This is a genomic window from Bifidobacterium sp. W8112 (assembly GCF_016101425.1).
In the GTDB taxonomy this organism is placed as follows: Bacteria; Actinomycetota; Actinomycetes; order Actinomycetales; family Bifidobacteriaceae; genus Bombiscardovia; species Bombiscardovia apousia.
In genome coordinates, this window is record NZ_JACFQN010000002.1 from 596795 (window position 1) to 612291 (window position 15497).

15 protein-coding genes are annotated in these 15497 nt (G+C 59.4%); 6 read left to right on the plus strand and 9 right to left on the minus strand.

Features of this window, described 5'->3' with window-relative positions; translation table 11 throughout:
- Window positions 1-70: 70 nt before the first annotated feature.
- The 4 genes from nrdD to H3T92_RS06635 all read right to left on the minus strand — a co-directional run bounded on the left by nrdD (window position 71) and on the right by H3T92_RS06635 (window position 6346).
- Window positions 71-2467 (minus strand): anaerobic ribonucleoside-triphosphate reductase, encoded by a 2397-nt coding sequence (gene nrdD, locus H3T92_RS06620; protein WP_101431959.1) that lies wholly within the window; start codon window positions 2465-2467, stop codon window positions 71-73.
- A gap of 435 nt (window positions 2468-2902) precedes the next feature.
- On the minus strand, window positions 2903-3769 hold the full coding sequence (locus H3T92_RS06625) for an MBL fold metallo-hydrolase (protein ID WP_198189639.1): 867 nt from the start codon (window positions 3767-3769) through the stop codon (window positions 2903-2905).
- 35 nt (window positions 3770-3804) lie between these two features.
- The gene (locus tag H3T92_RS06630; protein WP_198189640.1) at window positions 3805-5115 is read right to left on the minus strand and encodes an MFS transporter; all 1311 of its coding nucleotides are present in this window, start codon (window positions 5113-5115) and stop codon (window positions 3805-3807) included.
- 226 nt (window positions 5116-5341) lie between these two features.
- A complete protein-coding gene (locus H3T92_RS06635; RefSeq protein WP_186279354.1) occupies window positions 5342-6346 on the minus strand; it encodes a LacI family DNA-binding transcriptional regulator in 1005 nt (334 codons plus the stop codon).
- Between the two features lie 314 nt (window positions 6347-6660).
- Between H3T92_RS06635 and H3T92_RS06640 the strand changes: the two genes are divergently transcribed.
- The 3 genes from H3T92_RS06640 to H3T92_RS06650 all read left to right on the plus strand — a co-directional run bounded on the left by H3T92_RS06640 (window position 6661) and on the right by H3T92_RS06650 (window position 9669).
- Window positions 6661-7764, plus strand: a complete 1104-nt coding sequence (locus tag H3T92_RS06640; protein WP_232341914.1) for an ABC transporter substrate-binding protein — start codon at window positions 6661-6663, stop codon at window positions 7762-7764.
- Complete coding sequence (locus H3T92_RS06645; protein ID WP_144085292.1) at window positions 7761-8549, plus strand: ABC transporter permease; 789 nt, start codon at window positions 7761-7763, stop codon at window positions 8547-8549. The genes H3T92_RS06640 and H3T92_RS06645 overlap by 4 nt, the downstream gene beginning before the upstream one ends.
- 121 nt (window positions 8550-8670) lie before the next feature.
- Window positions 8671-9669 (plus strand): DUF805 domain-containing protein, encoded by a 999-nt coding sequence (locus tag H3T92_RS06650; RefSeq protein WP_198189641.1) that lies wholly within the window; start codon window positions 8671-8673, stop codon window positions 9667-9669.
- Between the two features lie 51 nt (window positions 9670-9720).
- Here H3T92_RS06650 and H3T92_RS06655 read toward each other — a convergent pair whose 3' ends face one another.
- Together H3T92_RS06655 and H3T92_RS06660 are read right to left on the minus strand one after the other, a co-directional pair.
- Complete coding sequence (locus H3T92_RS06655; RefSeq protein WP_232350343.1) at window positions 9721-10587, minus strand: hypothetical protein; 867 nt, start codon at window positions 10585-10587, stop codon at window positions 9721-9723.
- Window positions 10588-10662: 75 nt separating this feature from the next.
- A complete protein-coding gene (locus H3T92_RS06660; RefSeq protein ID WP_144085290.1) occupies window positions 10663-11319 on the minus strand; it encodes a histidine phosphatase family protein in 657 nt (218 codons plus the stop codon).
- A 213-nt stretch (window positions 11320-11532) separates the two neighbouring features.
- On the opposite strand from H3T92_RS06660, the gene H3T92_RS06665 reads away from it, so the two are divergent.
- From H3T92_RS06665 to H3T92_RS06675, 3 genes are all read left to right on the plus strand, one after another.
- Window positions 11533-12870: an MFS transporter gene (locus H3T92_RS06665; RefSeq protein ID WP_198189642.1), complete on the plus strand. Its 1338-nt coding sequence runs from the start codon at window positions 11533-11535 to the stop codon at window positions 12868-12870.
- A gap of 78 nt (window positions 12871-12948) precedes the next feature.
- Window positions 12949-13455 (plus strand): GtrA family protein, encoded by a 507-nt coding sequence (locus tag H3T92_RS06670; RefSeq protein WP_144085288.1) that lies wholly within the window; start codon window positions 12949-12951, stop codon window positions 13453-13455.
- 108 nt (window positions 13456-13563) lie between these two features.
- On the plus strand, window positions 13564-13911 hold the full coding sequence (locus H3T92_RS06675) for a phenylpyruvate tautomerase MIF-related protein (RefSeq protein WP_101431892.1): 348 nt from the start codon (window positions 13564-13566) through the stop codon (window positions 13909-13911).
- 125 nt (window positions 13912-14036) lie between these two features.
- On the opposite strand, the gene rplI is transcribed toward H3T92_RS06675, so the two are convergent.
- Genes rplI through H3T92_RS06690 form a run of 3 tightly spaced genes read right to left on the minus strand, consistent with a single transcriptional unit; the run spans window position 14037 to window position 15403 of the window.
- Window positions 14037-14486 carry a 50S ribosomal protein L9 gene (rplI, locus tag H3T92_RS06680; RefSeq protein ID WP_144085287.1) on the minus strand — a complete coding sequence of 150 codons (450 nt, stop codon included), beginning with the start codon at window positions 14484-14486 and terminating at the stop codon, window positions 14037-14039.
- A 14-nt stretch (window positions 14487-14500) separates the two neighbouring features.
- Window positions 14501-14749: a 30S ribosomal protein S18 gene (gene rpsR / locus H3T92_RS06685; RefSeq protein WP_015021310.1), complete on the minus strand. Its 249-nt coding sequence runs from the start codon at window positions 14747-14749 to the stop codon at window positions 14501-14503.
- Between the two features lie 36 nt (window positions 14750-14785).
- Window positions 14786-15403 carry a single-stranded DNA-binding protein gene (locus tag H3T92_RS06690; RefSeq protein WP_045923912.1) on the minus strand — a complete coding sequence of 206 codons (618 nt, stop codon included), beginning with the start codon at window positions 15401-15403 and terminating at the stop codon, window positions 14786-14788.
- Window positions 15404-15497: the final 94 nt, after the last annotated feature.

The following is a 15497-nucleotide window of genomic DNA, read 5'->3' on the forward strand; positions in this document are numbered from 1 at the left end:
CTGGTCCTCCTCATGACAATGGCGGGCCGCAAACTACCCGGGCCCGCCATGTACTGCGTCTTGTCAGAGCCTATTCGGCCTTGTCGTCGAACCACTCCTTGGTGGATCCGTCCTTGAGGACCACATGGCCGGTCTCGCCCTCCATGTGCTTGACGCGGTGGGCGATCTCCTCGTGCCTGCCATGAACCATGGGCCGCTGGACGGGGTTGCCCAGGTAGCCACAGGTGCGCTTGGTCACGTTGCACTTGTCAGGGTCGTCGTTGCCGCACTCGGGGCACTTGAAGCCCTCCTCGGTGGGCTCGAAGTCGCCCTCGTAGCCGCAGACGAAGCAGTGGTCGATGGGCGTGTTGGTGCCAAGATAGCCGATGCCGATGTCGTAGGCGTAGTCCCATACCGCCTCCAAGGCCTTGGGGTTCTGCTGCATGGAGGGAAACTCGCAGTAGTTGATGAACCCGCCCGAGGCCAGGTAGGGGAAGTCTCGCTCGTAGCTGAGCTTCTCCATGGGCGTGGGCCGCAGCCAGACCGGGTAGTGGAAGCTGTTGGTGTAGAAGTCGTGGTCGGTCACGCCGTCGACTACGCCGAACTTCTCCTTGTCCATCCTGGCGAAGCGGTCGGTCAGCGACTCGGCCGGAGTGGAGTAGACCGAGTAGTGGTATCCCTCGGCCTTCTCCCACTGCTTGCAAAGCTGATTCATCCGGCGCACGATGCTCAGGGCGAATTCCTTGCCTTCCGGATCCCAGGAGTGGTCCTTCATCCAGTCCTTGCCGTAGAAGACGCTGGTGGCCTCATAAAGGCCGATGTAGCCCAAGGAAACAGTGGAGCGGCTGTTGCGGAAGAGGGTGTCCACGCTGTCAGTCGGCTTCAGCCTGCCGAAGGCGCCGTATTGGTAGAGGGTTGGGGCGTTGATGGGAGTGGCCTGCTTGCAGCGCATGATGCGGAACTGCAGAGCGTGATGGGCCACCTCCATGCGCTGGTCGAAGATCTTCCAGAAGCGATCCTTGTCGCCGCGGGACTCAAGCGCGATCCGAGGGATGTTGACGGTGACGACGCCCAGGTTCATGCGGCCGTCCTCCTCGTCCTCGCCCGTCTCGGGGTTGGTCCAGGCCTGCAGGAAGGAGCGGCAACCCATGGGGGCCTTGAAGGAGCCGGTGATCTTGACCAGGTTCTCGTAGAAGACCACGTCAGGGTACATGCGCTTGGTCGAGCATTCCAGAGCCAGCTGCTTCATGTCGTAGTTGGGATCGCCCTCGTCCGCGTTCAGACCGTGCTTGATAGTGAAGACCAGCTTGGGGAAGATGGCGGTATGGCGATCCTTGCCCAGTCCACGGATGCGGATCAGGAAGATAGCCCGCTGGATCTCCCTGGCGAACCAGGAGGTGCCCAGGCCGAAGCCCACAGTGACGAAGGGGGTCTGCCCGTTGGAGACACGGTTGGAGTTGATCTGGTACTCCATGGTCTGCATGGCGTCGTAGATGTTCTTGCGGGTCAGGATCTTGGCATAGACCTGACGCAGCCGAACAATCTGTGGAGCGTCCAGGTCGAAGGGGGCATCCTCGCCGATGGGAGCACGATCATCCAGGTGCAGCCAGTCAGCCTCCCGAGCCTTGAGGCCGCGGACGACATCCTTGGCCACATCGATGGGCTCCTCGTCCGGCAGGACGGCCTCAGCCATGGAATAGTTCTTCTTGTAGTCCAGACGCGCGTACTTGTCCAGCATCTCATCGCAACGGTTGACGGTCTGGCCGCCGTACTGGGAGCCGGCGATGTCCTTGATGATCTGGGTGATCTGCGTGGCAGCCGTGCCGATGGACTTGGGCGAGTCCATCATGGCATTGCCCAGCTCGAAACCGTGGGCCAGCATATCGCCGAAGTCAGGCAGGGAGCAGTTGGTCTCAGCCGTAAAGGGCGAATAGTCCGCGTCATGGAAGTGGATGTCACCCTTCATGTGGGCGTTGGAGACATCCTTGGGCAGCATGGCGAAGGCTGAAGCCTTGGAGACCGCGCCGGCCAGCAGGTCACGCTGGGTGGCGTAGACGTTGGCGTCCTTGTTGGCGTTCTCGCGCACCAGAGTCTCGTCCTTGCTGGTCAGGCGGTGGACGGCCTCATTGACATCGGTGGCTTTAGCCCGCTGAATGTCGCGGTCGAGACGGTAGGAAGTATAGGAGCGAGCGATCTCGTAGAGGTGGGCATTGACCAGGGCATGCTCGACCAGGGTCTGGATGTCCTCAATCTTGACCGGATTGGTGTAGCGATCGGTGATCTCAGACTGGACGGTCAGGGCCATGTCCCGAATCTGCTGGCGATCCTCAGGGCTGACCTCGTGCTTGACATCCTTGAAGGCGGCTTCGATGGCGTTCATGATGTTGACGGGATCAAAATCGACGATCCGGCCGTCGCGCTTCTCGACCAGAATGCCATCGACAGCATCGCGATCCGAAATGCCACGCTCCTTCACGCTATCGGTCATGACCTCAGTATCCATCGTCACTCCTCATACGATTCATACGGTTACTCATGTGCAGTTGCTTTGGCGTTCCCAAATTCCATGCTAGGAACGGCGAATCACATGGATGTCATTCTTTGCTGACAAGACTCACTCTATCACGCCGTGACCACCATATGTAGTGCCTGAGGATGATTTGTTGCCTACATGTAGTAATTTTTATGTTTTGTGAACTGCGTCACAAATAGCAGGGTCTGGACAAGGGCGGCAAATGGCCGAAAGGTCAGTAGCGGTCATTGACAGAGACGACACAGCCCCCCGACACTCCGCACGGTATGCACTTCTTTTGTCGAGACCTCGCTACAAGGCGTACGTCGTCTCCACTCCGACTTCCGTCTAGGGCAGACGCAGAAAGGCGACCCTGGCCAAAATGGTCAGGATCGCCTGCGAAACCCACGCTTAGACTGCTTGGAGCTGTATGTTCGTCACCATTCCGTCGTAAGAGCTGACAAACCCTTCCCTGACGGCGGCCTCCTGCATTTGCTCATAACTGGCATTGCCATGATGAGAGAAATGGTTGCACACGAACATAGTGTGCGAGTCGGCCAGTCCCATCTTCACCATGCGATCCCTAACTCGCAGATTGTCAGAAAAGTTCATGTGGACATCGGAACTGAAATCAGTCAACCCATGAGTGCAATCCAAGGAAACGTAGTCATATTTTAGCCCAGCTTTGGCCAGATCCTTCCAGGTTGATTCGTAGAAGTAGGCCGTATCATGCGCATACAGCAGCCCCACTTGACCGTCTGTCAGTCCATAGAAGAGACAGTCGCCGAAATGATGGCCATGCTTGGCTTCAAAAGCGCATACCGTGTAGGTCCTGCCGTTCCCAGCCGTCACTGTGACACTGTCACCAGGATGAAGAGCGTGATACGTCAACTTGTCGTAATCGTAATGCTCCTCCAGGAAGAAAGCCCGCTCGTAAAAGCCTTTGACTGTTTCAGAGCCATAGACATCCATGTGGGTGGGATTGTCGTCAGCATACGAATCCATGCGATAAGCCAGATCCTCACCATAAAAATGATCAGAGTGCCAATGAGTGATGAAGAGCTGAGTAATTGCCGGCAGATCAAAGTTTTCATTATTAATAAAATGGCAATAAGTATCACCAGGGAAATCTAGCAGGAGTGCATCGTCGACCAAAGCCTGGGACTGGGTACGAATTTCCTTGCCTCCAATGCGTCTGGCCTGCTTACACAGATCACACATGCAGAAAATGCCAGGGATTCTTTCGGCTGCAGCTGTCCCTAGATGTTCAAATTTCATAATTGCTCATACTCCTTTGTGATGGATGTAAATATTCATGCCTGGGCAGACACGTCATGCGACTCGGCATGGCGTTTGCGAAGTATGACCCTGTTGCCGACCATGCAGACCAGAATCCCCAAAATACTGAAGACCGCCAGCATGCCAAAGATCAGGTTGTATGCCTTTTGGGTATCAAAATTGTCGATAATGGCTCCAAAAAGCATGTAAGCGAAGAACGAGGGGCAATACCCGATGAAGGATGCAATGGACATGGCCGTGGCCGAGATCTCTGAATCTACCCCGTACTCACCTATTGGTGCATAGTAAACGGCGCGCAAAGCCACACAGATGAAAGTCACGAGGCAGCAGAGGACAACCACGGGGATCATCCATGCCGAGCTCCGGGGCGTAAAGATGACCAATATGCTGATGACGCAAACAATAACATAGAGCAGCGCCATCCACTGGGGAGTTGTCTTAAACCTCTTTGTGGCTAGCACACCGGACAAAGCCGCTGCGATCAGACCCATAAGCCCGGAATTGACTATGCCGAAAAGACCAGCAGCCGCATCAGACAGTTTGAATGAGGCCTGCACGAAAGGAAGGAAGTAAGTGTTGGCAGCCACATAGATCAAATAAGTGGCAGCAGCACCGAAGCCGGTAGTCCAAACTATTGGCAGCTTCATAGCCTGCAAGACCATCGCAGCCCCGTTGCTTTTGTGGGCCTTGCTCTTGACTGTGCCAGCCTGTTCATGCAGGAAGTCCTTCGGGATAAACCGAAGCACGACAAAAGAGAAGAGCATCATGCAAACCGGGTAGGTGCACATAGCGATGCGAGCACCGAAGATCTGCGAACCGCCGAGAGTGAACAATCCTAAGGTGCAGGCATTAAGCACCAGTCCGATGGCGGAACGGATACATTCCTGAGTACTGAAAGCGGCAGCCTGCGTCCGTTCCGTGGCCAAACTCTTAGTCGACTTCTGAATGGTTGGCCAATAGATGGCATCGCCGAAAAAGCCGAAGGCCGCGAAAGCCAGTACCAGGAACCAGTATGGCAGATGGGGCACTAGGCCGAGAATGAGGGCGAATATTCCATAACCCCATAGATCCACGGCGATGAGCTTGCGGATAGGCAGCAGATCCTGCAACCAACCCAGCAGGGCGTAACCGAATATCTGCACGAAACCTATGAGACCCAGCAAAAATCCAAGCTGGGCATTAGAAACCCCCAGAGCTTGGCGAAAGGGTTCGTAAATTACACTCTTGATGCTGGAAAACCAATAGATACAGGTGGATAAGGTAATGACTATGAAAATACCAAACTGTTTTCGAGACATACCCAAGTAGTCCAAGAGCCACTTCATTGCAAATCTCCTTATAAGGTTGATGGTGCTTCAACGCACCCGGGCGACACCGCCCATCCGCGTAAGAGTGACTCTGCTTCAGATCACTCGATCCCGTGGAGTCGTGAACCCTTTTGGTTCACAGGGCAAAAAGCTACCCCCCCCCCGACACGGCACGGTCCGACAATATCCAAACAGTCAGGTTTTTATAAACGAACAGAAGAGAACGTATGAACGCAAGAGATTGCTAGGCCAGCAGACCCCTTGGCACGAAGAGTGTTTGAGTGCGCAGACGGCGATCCACGCCCATGCCCTCCGGAGCCTGCCGCCCCGGCTCGATCATGGACAGGAGCATATCAACGCCCTGGCGGCCCATGCGATCCACCTGTTGGGAGATGACCGACACCTGGGGGCTGATCAGTTGAAAAACCTCCAAGTCGTCGAAGGAGACCATGGGCACGCGCGAGCGCAGATCGCCGTCCCACTCCATGGCGACGGCCTTGATGGCATCAGCCGAGTATCCGAAGATGACAGCGTCAACCCCTTGGCCAAGCAGGCCGTGCATGGTCGCAGCCGCCCGGGGACGATCCTCAAACCCCTGGCGGACCACCAATCCTGTCAGCCCCTGACGGACATCTACGCAGTCCAGAAAAGCCTGCTCACGCTCGCGAAAAGTATAGGAGCGGCTCTCCGGGCCCGGAACAAAGGCCACTCGTCTGCTTCCTCTTGTTACCAGAGCGTCCAGGGCAGCCTCCATGCCAGGCACAGGATCGGAATCCACCAAAGGGACACCGGGCAGGGTCTGGTCGGGACGATCCACGAAAACCACAGGGAATTCCCTTGCCAACATGGTGCGCAACATGGGTGAGGTGGGCCCGTCAGGCACGACCAAAACGCCGTCCATATGCCGAGACAGAAGGATGCGGTAATAGTCCTCCTGCCTGCTGGCCTGGCAAGAGGACACGCCGATCAGGGGCGCATAGCCTGCCGAGTAGAGCTGGTCCTGGACGGCATAGACCAGCTCGGAGAAATAAGGGTTGCGGATGTCGGGGACCAGCAGGCCAACGGCATGCGAGCGCGAGGAACGCATGGAACGGGCGCGGCTGTCGGGGATATAGCCCAGCTCCATGGCCGCCCTGCGGACCCTGTCCTTGGTGGGCGGCGAAATGCGCCCCTTGTCGTTGAGCGCCTGGGAGACCGTGGATACGGACATGCCCGCCTGCTTGGCCACATCACTGATGGTCACCGACATGGGAACCCTCCGTCGACCCCTACCGAGATCGGTTGTCTTGCTTCGGACGAGACCGACAGCGGCCGGCCTGCACGAACCTCTCGTGAGTTCCCAGTATAGAGGCATATGATGCAACCTTTCATCACGGCGAGGCAGGATCGGCTGGCTTGGACTAGAGTGGTCTTGTTCGCGCGGCTGGTGGCAGCAGCCGTGGCACATATCGCAGAATTCCATCGGTCAAGACCGTACCGGATCGTCGCGCGGGCTCCTCACCTTCCCGTAGCGGCCCCGATGCGGATGGGCACCAGGGGTGCCGGAGAGGCAAGGTGACAGTGATGAGCATGTCGAGGAACAGTGGCTTCAGGAGAGTTCCCGGCCACAACCTGATCGTGCGGGCGCTCGCCCTAACAGCTGCGCTCTGCATGGCAGCTACGAGCGCAGCCTGCGGGGCCAAGGGGGCAGACGACAAGGCCGATGACGGCTCTAAACTGTCCTTCATGCTGGATTGGACGCCCAACACCAATCATGTGGGCATCTACGTGGCCCGGCACCTGGGCTACTTCGACAAGGCCGGCCTGAAGCTGACCATCCTGCCCACGGCCCAGGCAGGAGCCGAGACCTCCGTCCAGAACGGGGTCGCCGATGTAGGCTTCTCCAAGCTGAGCAACCTGGCCACCTTCAACTCCCAGGGAGCCGACCTTCGGCAAGTCTTCAACATAGGCCAGCATTCCGTGGCGCGCTGGTGCTCGCTGGCCTCGCGCACCGACATCCAGACCCCCAAGGACTTCGACGACAAGACCTTCGTCAGCTTCGGTTCGGCTGAGCAGACAGCCGTAGTCAAGCAGATGATCCGTTATTCAGGCGGCAAGGGCGACTTCAAGCGGGTGACCAGCGGCACCAACACTTTCGCCACCCTGACCAGCGGCAAGGGCGACTTCGCCGGTTTCTACGCCAATTGGGAGGGAGTGGAGAGCGAGCTCAAGGGCCCGGCTCTGCACTGCTTCACCCAGGCCGACTGGGGAGTGCCCGGCAACCCCGACCAGCTGGGCTTCGTGGTCAAGAATTCCTGGCTGCAGCAGGCCGGTCACCGTCGCGCCCTGACGGCATTCGTCAAGGCCTGTCTGAAGGGATACGACTACGCCCTGAGCCATCCCGACCAGGCGGCGGACATCCTGGTCAAGGAGACCAAGGGATCGGCCATCGACCCGACCCTGGCCAAGCGCTCCATGGAGAGCATCGTCAAGGAGGGGTACTGGGTCGACAGCCCGGATCAAAAGAGCATCAGCGGGCTGATCAATGTCAAGGATGCCCAGGACTATCTGGACTTCCAGTTCAAGGCGGGCACCTACAAGGGCGCCAAGAAGGGCGATCCCAATAAAGCCCCTCAGGCCACTGACCTGTGGACCGATCGCTACGTTCGGGAAGCAGCCGGTCGATGAAGGTAGGGAAGCAGGGCAGAACCCGGGCGCTGCCTCCGACCCTCACTCTGCTGGCGCTCTTGATCATCTGGGAGCTGGCAGCCCGCCTGGGAGGAGTCAGCGAACAGGCCCTACCGGCGCCCAGCCGAATCCTGGTTGCCACAGTGCAGTCCCGAGAGGATCTGCTGCCCGCTACCGCCATCACCGCCCTTGAGGGTCTGCTGGGCTTCCTGCTGGCCTCGGTCCTGGGAATAGTGATCGGCCTGGCACTCTACAGCTGGCGCACCCTGCATGATGCCCTCTACCCCCTGATCGCCGGCGCCCAGATGATCCCGCTGATCACCATCGCCCCCCTGTTCGTGATCTGGTTCGGATTCGAGCCACTGGGCAAGGTGGTCATCGTGGCCGTCTTCGCCCTCTTTCCCATCGTGGTCCAGACCTACCGAGGCCTCAAGTCCGTGCCCCGTTTCTACCAGGACGTGGCCCTGAACTGCGGGGCAACTCGGACCTGGACCCTCTGGCACGTCAAGCTTCGGGTGGCCGCCGGGCAGATCTTCGGCGGCTTGCGCATCAGCGCCGCCTATGTCTTCGCCACAGCGGCCACCTCAGAGTATCTGGGCGCCAGAAACGGCCTGGGCATATGGCTGCAGTCGGCCTTCAATTCCTTTAGAACCCCGTTGATCTTCTCAGCAACTTTGGTCATCATCCTGCTGACCGCCGTCCTACTGGCCCTGATCACCCTGACCGAACGGCTACTGCTGGGCGATGCCGGCGATGATCATATGGTCAATCCGGACGACGAGTGAAGAGTCCCCCATCCCCTGCACTATTCATGGCTATCAAGCGGAAGAACCGGCCTGCCATAATAGGAACATACGGAAAAGTCAGATTCAGGAATATCAATAGAAGATGAGAGGGACGACATCCATGAGCCATCCAGATGATACGAACAACGGGAACCAGACCCCCAATGACCAAGGTTCGGCCAACGGCTGGCCCCAGAATGACCACACAGACGGAACCGGCTCAGGGCCCGCAGTCTACCTGAATCAGCCTCAGCCAGGACAATCCGGCCATGCGCCGGCAGCTTCAGACCAAAGCGACGTGTACCATCCGATCAGCGAAGCCCAAAGACCTGCCGACGATTACCGCCGGGAACAGCCGTACCAAGGGCAGCCATACGGTCAACAGCCGCAGGGTCAACAGCCAGACTACAACCAGCAACAGCCCTATGGTCAGCAGTACTACGGGCAGCAGCAGGCACCCTATGGTCAAGGGCCGAATCCCGGCCAGGCCAATGGTCAGCCCAATGGCGCAACCCCTCCGACTGGCTATGCGCCGGGCAACCCTTATCAATCGCCCGCGGGTTGGCCACAGGCCAGCTACCAACCCGGCCCCCAGGTCCCGCAGTATCCGGCCTACCCCTATGCGGATGCCGGATTCAACGGCGAGCCGCCACTGAACGCACCCTGGTACGGCATTGACTTCGTAAACGCTTGCAAGCGTTTCTTCGTCAAATATTCCGTCTTCTCCGGGAGGGCCTCCCGCGGGGAATTCTGGTGGGTTGTTCTAATGATCTTTTTCATCGACCTTGCGATCTCGATCATCACCTCAGGATCCATCTTTGTGGGACGGATTCTGTCTCTCCTGGTCACCCTTGGACTTTTCATACCCAATCTGGCTGTAGGCATACGGCGGCTTCACGACACCAACATGTCCGGCTACTGGATACTCCTGCCCTTTGCAAGCGAGCTGGTGGGCGCCATCCCTCTGGTCTTCGCCATCGTGGCTATTATTGACGGGCATCCGGGATCCTCGCTCTCCCTGCTTGGCTTGGGCGCATTGATCATGATCGCCGGAACCGTCGCCGGGATCATTCTGCTGGCCCGACCCAGCGATCCACGAGGAGCCCGTTTCGATCGCTGAGTCCAGCCAGCCCTTCGCCTTGGACGATAGCAAGGCGAAGGGCAGAAGGTCTCAGAGCTCCACAGGAGGCTTGTTGGGATCCTCGGGCACATGGGCGAACTTGGCCTGCAGGGCTTCGCGGCTCTTGCGCTCGTCATCTTCCTTGGCCTTGCGCTTGGCCTCCTCGGGATCCCAGAGCACCTCCTGACGATGATGGTCCCACTCGGCACCTGCCAGAGGAGCCAGCAGGTCTGCGAAAGCCTCCGGATCATCCAATAATCCCAGCGCCTGGACGACATCCTCGCTGGACAGGAAAGCCCGGGGAATGCCCAGCCGCTCGTTGAGCTCATTGACATAGACCAGTATTGGCGCAGCGGCCGCAGCGTGATCAGGGTCAGCGCCTGCACGCCGAAGCAGATCACGGCAAATCGCCAGGCTGGTGGCCAGGGCCCGGGCCACTCCCTCCTTGCTTTGCGGAGATTTTGGGGATGTGCTCTGGCCATCCAAGGACTGTTCGACCTTGGCCACGCCGGCGGCCATATCCTGCTGCCGAGCCTGATCCCAGCCGCTGCCCAAGGTTTCAGCCAAATCCGCAAGCATCTTGGACCGGTCTTCCTGCGCCTGTGCAGCCGCCTCGATGGCATCATTGGCCGCCATAAGGGCATCCACCAGATCCTGCGGACGACCAGGAATGTCCTCAGCGCCCTCATAGACGTATTCAGCGTCGGGGATGGTCACATCCTCTCCCGTCATCAACTGCGCCAGCACCATGCTGATGCGCACCTGCAGGTCCTCCGCATACTTGGCGTCGTTGGCCAGATGTTCGGCATTCGTCAAGGGCCAAAGGTCTACCAGCCTGGCCCCCTGTTCAGCCGCCTGGGCCACGGCGGGCCGCCCGGCTATGGCCTCCAGGCTTCCCTCTACAGCCACCATGATCATCACGCTCCTTCATCGGGTTCTCGGACAGTCATCCACGACAGTATCCTCAGCCATCCTAGGCCGTGCAAGCAGTCTTCACACGCCTGCCGCCGGGTCCGCGTAGGTGATTCCCAGCACTTTGCCGGTGTCACAATCCAGGGTGATGGAGGTCACCGAGGCCAGAGCGGTGGCTCGAAGGAACATGTTGTGCTCGGGGTGGCCGGTCTCCAAGAGATGACGGTACGACCAGATGGGCGACTCATGCGAGACGGCCAGGATCTGCGCATCAGGATGGCTACGGACCACCTGCCGGACGAAATCCCCCACTCGCCGGGCGATCTGCCGATAGGACTCCCCCCAGCTGGGTCGGCGCAGGTCCAGGATCAGCCGCAGGTTGGAGGGCCGCCAGAGGGCCCCCTGCCCGCGTCCGATACGCTTGCCGCGGAATTCGTTGCCGGCCTCGATCAGACGACGGTCATAGACAGGCTCCAATGGTTTCAAACCGTGCTGGACACGAGCTGGGTTGATCTGCTCAAGCAGGATGGCTGTGGTCTCCCTGGTCCTGTCCAGCGGAGAGGAGTAAACGGCTTCCAGATCGCGCATGCCAGGAGCCTCGGCCATAAAATGGGCCGTCGCCTCGACCATGGCCCTGCCTCTGTCGGACAAATGGAATCCCGGCAATCGCTCATAGAGAATATGATCGGGATTATCAACCTGGCCATGACGGACGAAATGAATGGTCGTCGCAGGCACGACCCACCTCCCAAGCTCCCCGGCAGACCCGATTAGAGACCATGGCGGGGGGTAGAATTATCAGTATCCCAATGGCGCCCATCAGGCGCCGATATGGTTACCACTGTAGCAGTCCCCCAGCAGCCCTATATCCCTTTCATGCATCTGGAAGGTTCTGGAGAAAACATGCTTCGGGACTGCGAAAACACTTAAGGAATGTGAGGTGAACAACCCATGCCACGGCAATTGAAAGCGGCTCTGGTCGAAGCCGGTCACAGGGTCTTCGGGGGATACTCGGCGCTCCTGCGACTGCCTCACACGGCACGGTTCGCAGTGGGGTCGGTTATCGCCTCCATGCCCTTCCCCATGGTGGGCATGACCATCACCATCTCGGTGCAGCACTACTACGGCAGCTACTCCTTGGCCGGAGCCCTGACCGCCATCCAGGCCGTGGCCCTGGCCCTGGTCAGCCCCATGCTGGGCAAGATGGTCGACAAGTTCGGCCAGCGACAGGTCTCCATCCCCACGGTTCTGGTCTGGATCGTCGCAGCCACGGTCCTGATCACAGCCATCACCGCCCACGCCCCCACCTGGGTGCTCTACCTGGTCACCCCGTTCATGGCGGCCATTCCGCCCTGGGGAGCCATGAGCCGTAGTCGGTGGACGCATCTGCTGCGCGGCGACCACCGAGCCACCAACCAGGCCCTGTCCCTGTCAGGGGTCTTCGACGAGGCCATGTGGGTGATCGGCAACCCGCTGGCCTCCATCCTGGCGGTCATTTCAGGCGTATTGGCCTTCTCCTTTACCGGGATCTGTGTGCTGGTCGGGGCCTTTATGTTCCTATCCTGCCGAGAGACCGAGCCGCCCTCGCAGACGGACATGGCCCGCGCCCAGGGCATCACCCGCAAGGAGTACCGGGAGCGCCAGGCTCAGCAAGTGGCGCGCCTGCGGGACCAGGAGGGCGGAAACGGCCGTAGTGGCGCCTTCTGGAGCGCCGGCATGATCGCCGTCTGCGCCACCTGGTTCGGCCTGGGAGCCTTCCAGAGCGCCGCATCCATCTCCATCATCGCCTTCGCCACCGAACAGGGGATGAAGCAGATGACCGGATTCGTCTTCGCCTGCTTCTCCTTCAGCTCCCTGGTCGGTGCCCTGCTTTACGGGGCCAAGAACTGGACCATCCCCCTTTGGAAACGTTTCTACTTCTGCCTGCTGGTGGTCAACCTGGGCATCGGAACCTTCATGTTCGCCAGGAATCTGTGGACCATCATGATCATCTACCTGATCATCGGCGTCTGCCAGGCACCCACCTGGATCAACGGCAACCAGCTCATGCTCCACTTGGTGCCGCCCATCCGCTTCACCGAAGGCATGGCTTGGCTGAGCGCCATGAATTCGATCGGGTCCTCAGCGGGTTCGGCTGTGGCCGGGCAGTTCATCGACCGTTACGGATCCCAAGGCGGGTTCGGGGTGGTCACTGCTCTGGCTCTGACCTCGCTGGCCATCGCCTTTGTAGGGTTCCGTCAAATCCGAAACAGCACCGAGGAACCCATTCTGACCGAACTGCCCGCCTGAGGGCGCAACGTAAGGCTTTTGCGCACAAGCGGCTCCCGCTACCCCGCGAGCACAGCAGGAATGATTGAATGGGCTATCGTGCGTAGATTAATCGGACAGCTGCTCAAGTTCGGCATCGTGGGCGTCATCGCCTTCCTGATTGACATCGGCATCATGAATCTGCTAATCATGGGGCCGCACCTGAACAATGTCCTAGCTGGGGCCATCTCCTTCCTGATCTCCCTGGTCTTCAACTATCTGGCCAGCATGCGTTACGTCTTCAAGCATAGGGAGGACATGGCCCGGTGGATGGAGATGGCGGTCTTTCTGGTCTCCTCGGTGATCGGCCTGGGGATCAATGAGGTGATCCTGTGGATGGGCACTGCCATGCTGCCGCCGGACGCCATCACCACCATGCACGCCCGTTACCTGCTCTACGCCAACATCGCCAAGATCACAGCCACCGTGGTGGTGGCTATCTGGAACTTCCTGATCCGCAAGTGGCTGCTGGATGCTCCCGCCCCCGGCAAGCCGGTCGACCCCCGTTCTGTGGCTCACCGTCTGGGGGCCTGGTCCCTGAGTCATCGTCCCTTCGGCTGGCGCTAAGCCAGCCGGCCCGGTCGAGGCTACTATGGGACGGGAATAGTCAGCCATCCGCCAGACGAACCGAATCATTCTGATTGGTCATGCCGGACGGACCGGAAAGGAAGCACCATGCCCGTCATCCACACCCATGTAAGCACACCCATCACTGCAGAACAGCGCGAACGGATCAAGACCGCCTACGGCAAGGCCATCACCGCTGTCCCTGGCAAGTCCGAGGGCTGGCTCATGTGCCCCTTCGAGTCGGACATGCCCATCTATTTCGGCGGTGACGACAGCAAGCCTGCAGCCTATGTCGAGGTCAACGTCTTCGGCAGCGACGTACCCAAGTCCGCCTGGGAAAGCTTGACCAAGACCATCATGGACACGCTGGAATCTGAGCTGTCCATCCCCAAGAACCGCACCTACATCCGCTATACGGCCACCACCGACTGGGGCTGGAATGGCGGCAATTTCTAGGCGAACGAACCGCCGTAACACATAAGGAGGCCTTCCCGCGCATATATCTGCTGCGGGAAGGCCTCCTGCTTAAGCCCAGATCCCTATTGCAAAAAGAATCGTTATGGGATAGTAGATCAGATTTACTACTCGGCGACGACCTTGACCGTGAAAGCGGCCGAGATCTCGGGGTGCAGGGCCACAGTGGCCGGGAACTCGCCAGTGGTCTTGATGGTCTCCACCGAAATGGCTCGGGGATCCACATCGGCCAAGGGGCGAAGAGCCTGGGCGATGGCATCATTGGAGATGCCGCCGAAGAGCTTGCCTGAATCAGACACCTTGGCTGCGATCTCGACGGTCTGGCCATCGATGGCGGTCTTGGCTGCCACGGCATCCTCACGGGTGGCCATGGACTTGGCACGGCGTGCCCGCTGCAGGGACTCGATCTGTGCAGCTGCGCCCTTGGACCAGGCGAAAGCCAGTCCCTGGGGGATCAGGAAGTTGCGCGCATAGCCGGGCTTGACCCCGACAACGTCGCCCTTATGACCCAGATCGGTCACGGTATCGGTCAGAATTACCTTGGTTTCCTTTGCCATAATCCGGACCTCCCTCAGCGACCGTTGGTGGCGTAGGGCAGCAGGGCCATCTCGCGGGCGTTCTTGATAGCCTTGGAGATCTCGCGCTGCTCCTGGACGGTAACACCGGTGATGCGGCGGGAACGGATCTTGCCCCGGTCCGAGATGAACTTGCGCAGCAGAGCCACGTCCTTGTAATCAATGGTATGAATCTTGGCAGCCCTCAGAGGATTCGGCTTCTTCTTGAAGGGCTTGACCGGCGGTTGCGGCCTTTTACGTGACATTGGTACTCCTTAAATAAATGATGACGCTATGAAACTTCAGAATTCGGGATCGTCTCCAGAACCACCGAACTCGCCGGTGGACCCAAAGGATCCGAAGGAATCGCCGGATCCGGTCGATGACCAAGGATCCTGGGCCGGGGCCTGCTGGCTCTGCGCTGGCTGCTGACGACCCATAGGGGCCGATGCCGCGCCGGCGCCACCCTGGTAGGATGCCCCACCCTGGTAGCCGCCGTTGTTGGAGCCGGCGAAACCGCCGCGAGATCCTCCGCCACCGGTGTTGGCGTTCCTGGTGACCTGAGCGGTGTTCCGTGTCAGTGCAGGTCCGATCTCATCCAGACGCAGCTCCACAACCGTGCGGTTGTTGCCCTCACGATCCTGATAGGAGCGCTGCACTAGACGACCTTGGGCGATTACCCTCATGCCCTTAGTCAGACTGGCCTGAATGTTGGAAGCCATGGGACTGTAGGTGGAATCCCAAGCCGAGCAACGCATGAAGAGCGAGTCGCCATCCTCCCATTGCCCCGAGTTCCTATTGAACTGTCTGGGCGTGGACGCGATGGTCAGGTTGGCCACCGTGCCTCCGTTGGAGGTCGTACGCACCTCCGGATCCGCAGTGAGATTGCCCACCACGGTGATGTATGTATCTCCCGCCATGTCACGACCTTTCCTCGGAGTGAGGACTTGGGAATGGGCCTCCTGGGGGCGAATCCCGCACCCTTGGACTTTCGACGCGAGGGCCGGACGTCAG

Coding starts and splice junctions, on each gene's coding strand:
- nrdD (WP_101431959.1), bottom strand. CDS start 2,467: ATGACCGATAGCGTGAAGGAGCGTGGCATTTCGGATCGCGATGCTGTC.
- H3T92_RS06665 (WP_198189642.1), top strand. CDS start 11,533: ATGCCACGGCAATTGAAAGCGGCTCTGGTCGAAGCCGGTCACAGGGTC.
- H3T92_RS06650 (WP_198189641.1), top strand. CDS start 8,671: ATGAGCCATCCAGATGATACGAACAACGGGAACCAGACCCCCAATGAC.
- H3T92_RS06640 (WP_232341914.1), top strand. CDS start 6,661: ATGAGCATGTCGAGGAACAGTGGCTTCAGGAGAGTTCCCGGCCACAAC.
- H3T92_RS06645 (WP_144085292.1), top strand. CDS start 7,761: ATGAAGGTAGGGAAGCAGGGCAGAACCCGGGCGCTGCCTCCGACCCTC.
- rpsR (WP_015021310.1), bottom strand. CDS start 14,749: ATGTCACGTAAAAGGCCGCAACCGCCGGTCAAGCCCTTCAAGAAGAAG.
- H3T92_RS06690 (WP_045923912.1), bottom strand. CDS start 15,403: ATGGCGGGAGATACATACATCACCGTGGTGGGCAATCTCACTGCGGAT.
- H3T92_RS06655 (WP_232350343.1), bottom strand. CDS start 10,587: ATGATCATGGTGGCTGTAGAGGGAAGCCTGGAGGCCATAGCCGGGCGG.
- H3T92_RS06630 (WP_198189640.1), bottom strand. CDS start 5,115: ATGAAGTGGCTCTTGGACTACTTGGGTATGTCTCGAAAACAGTTTGGT.
- H3T92_RS06635 (WP_186279354.1), bottom strand. CDS start 6,346: ATGTCGGTGACCATCAGTGATGTGGCCAAGCAGGCGGGCATGTCCGTA.
- H3T92_RS06625 (WP_198189639.1), bottom strand. CDS start 3,769: ATGAAATTTGAACATCTAGGGACAGCTGCAGCCGAAAGAATCCCTGGC.
- rplI (WP_144085287.1), bottom strand. CDS start 14,486: ATGGCAAAGGAAACCAAGGTAATTCTGACCGATACCGTGACCGATCTG.
- H3T92_RS06675 (WP_101431892.1), top strand. CDS start 13,564: ATGCCCGTCATCCACACCCATGTAAGCACACCCATCACTGCAGAACAG.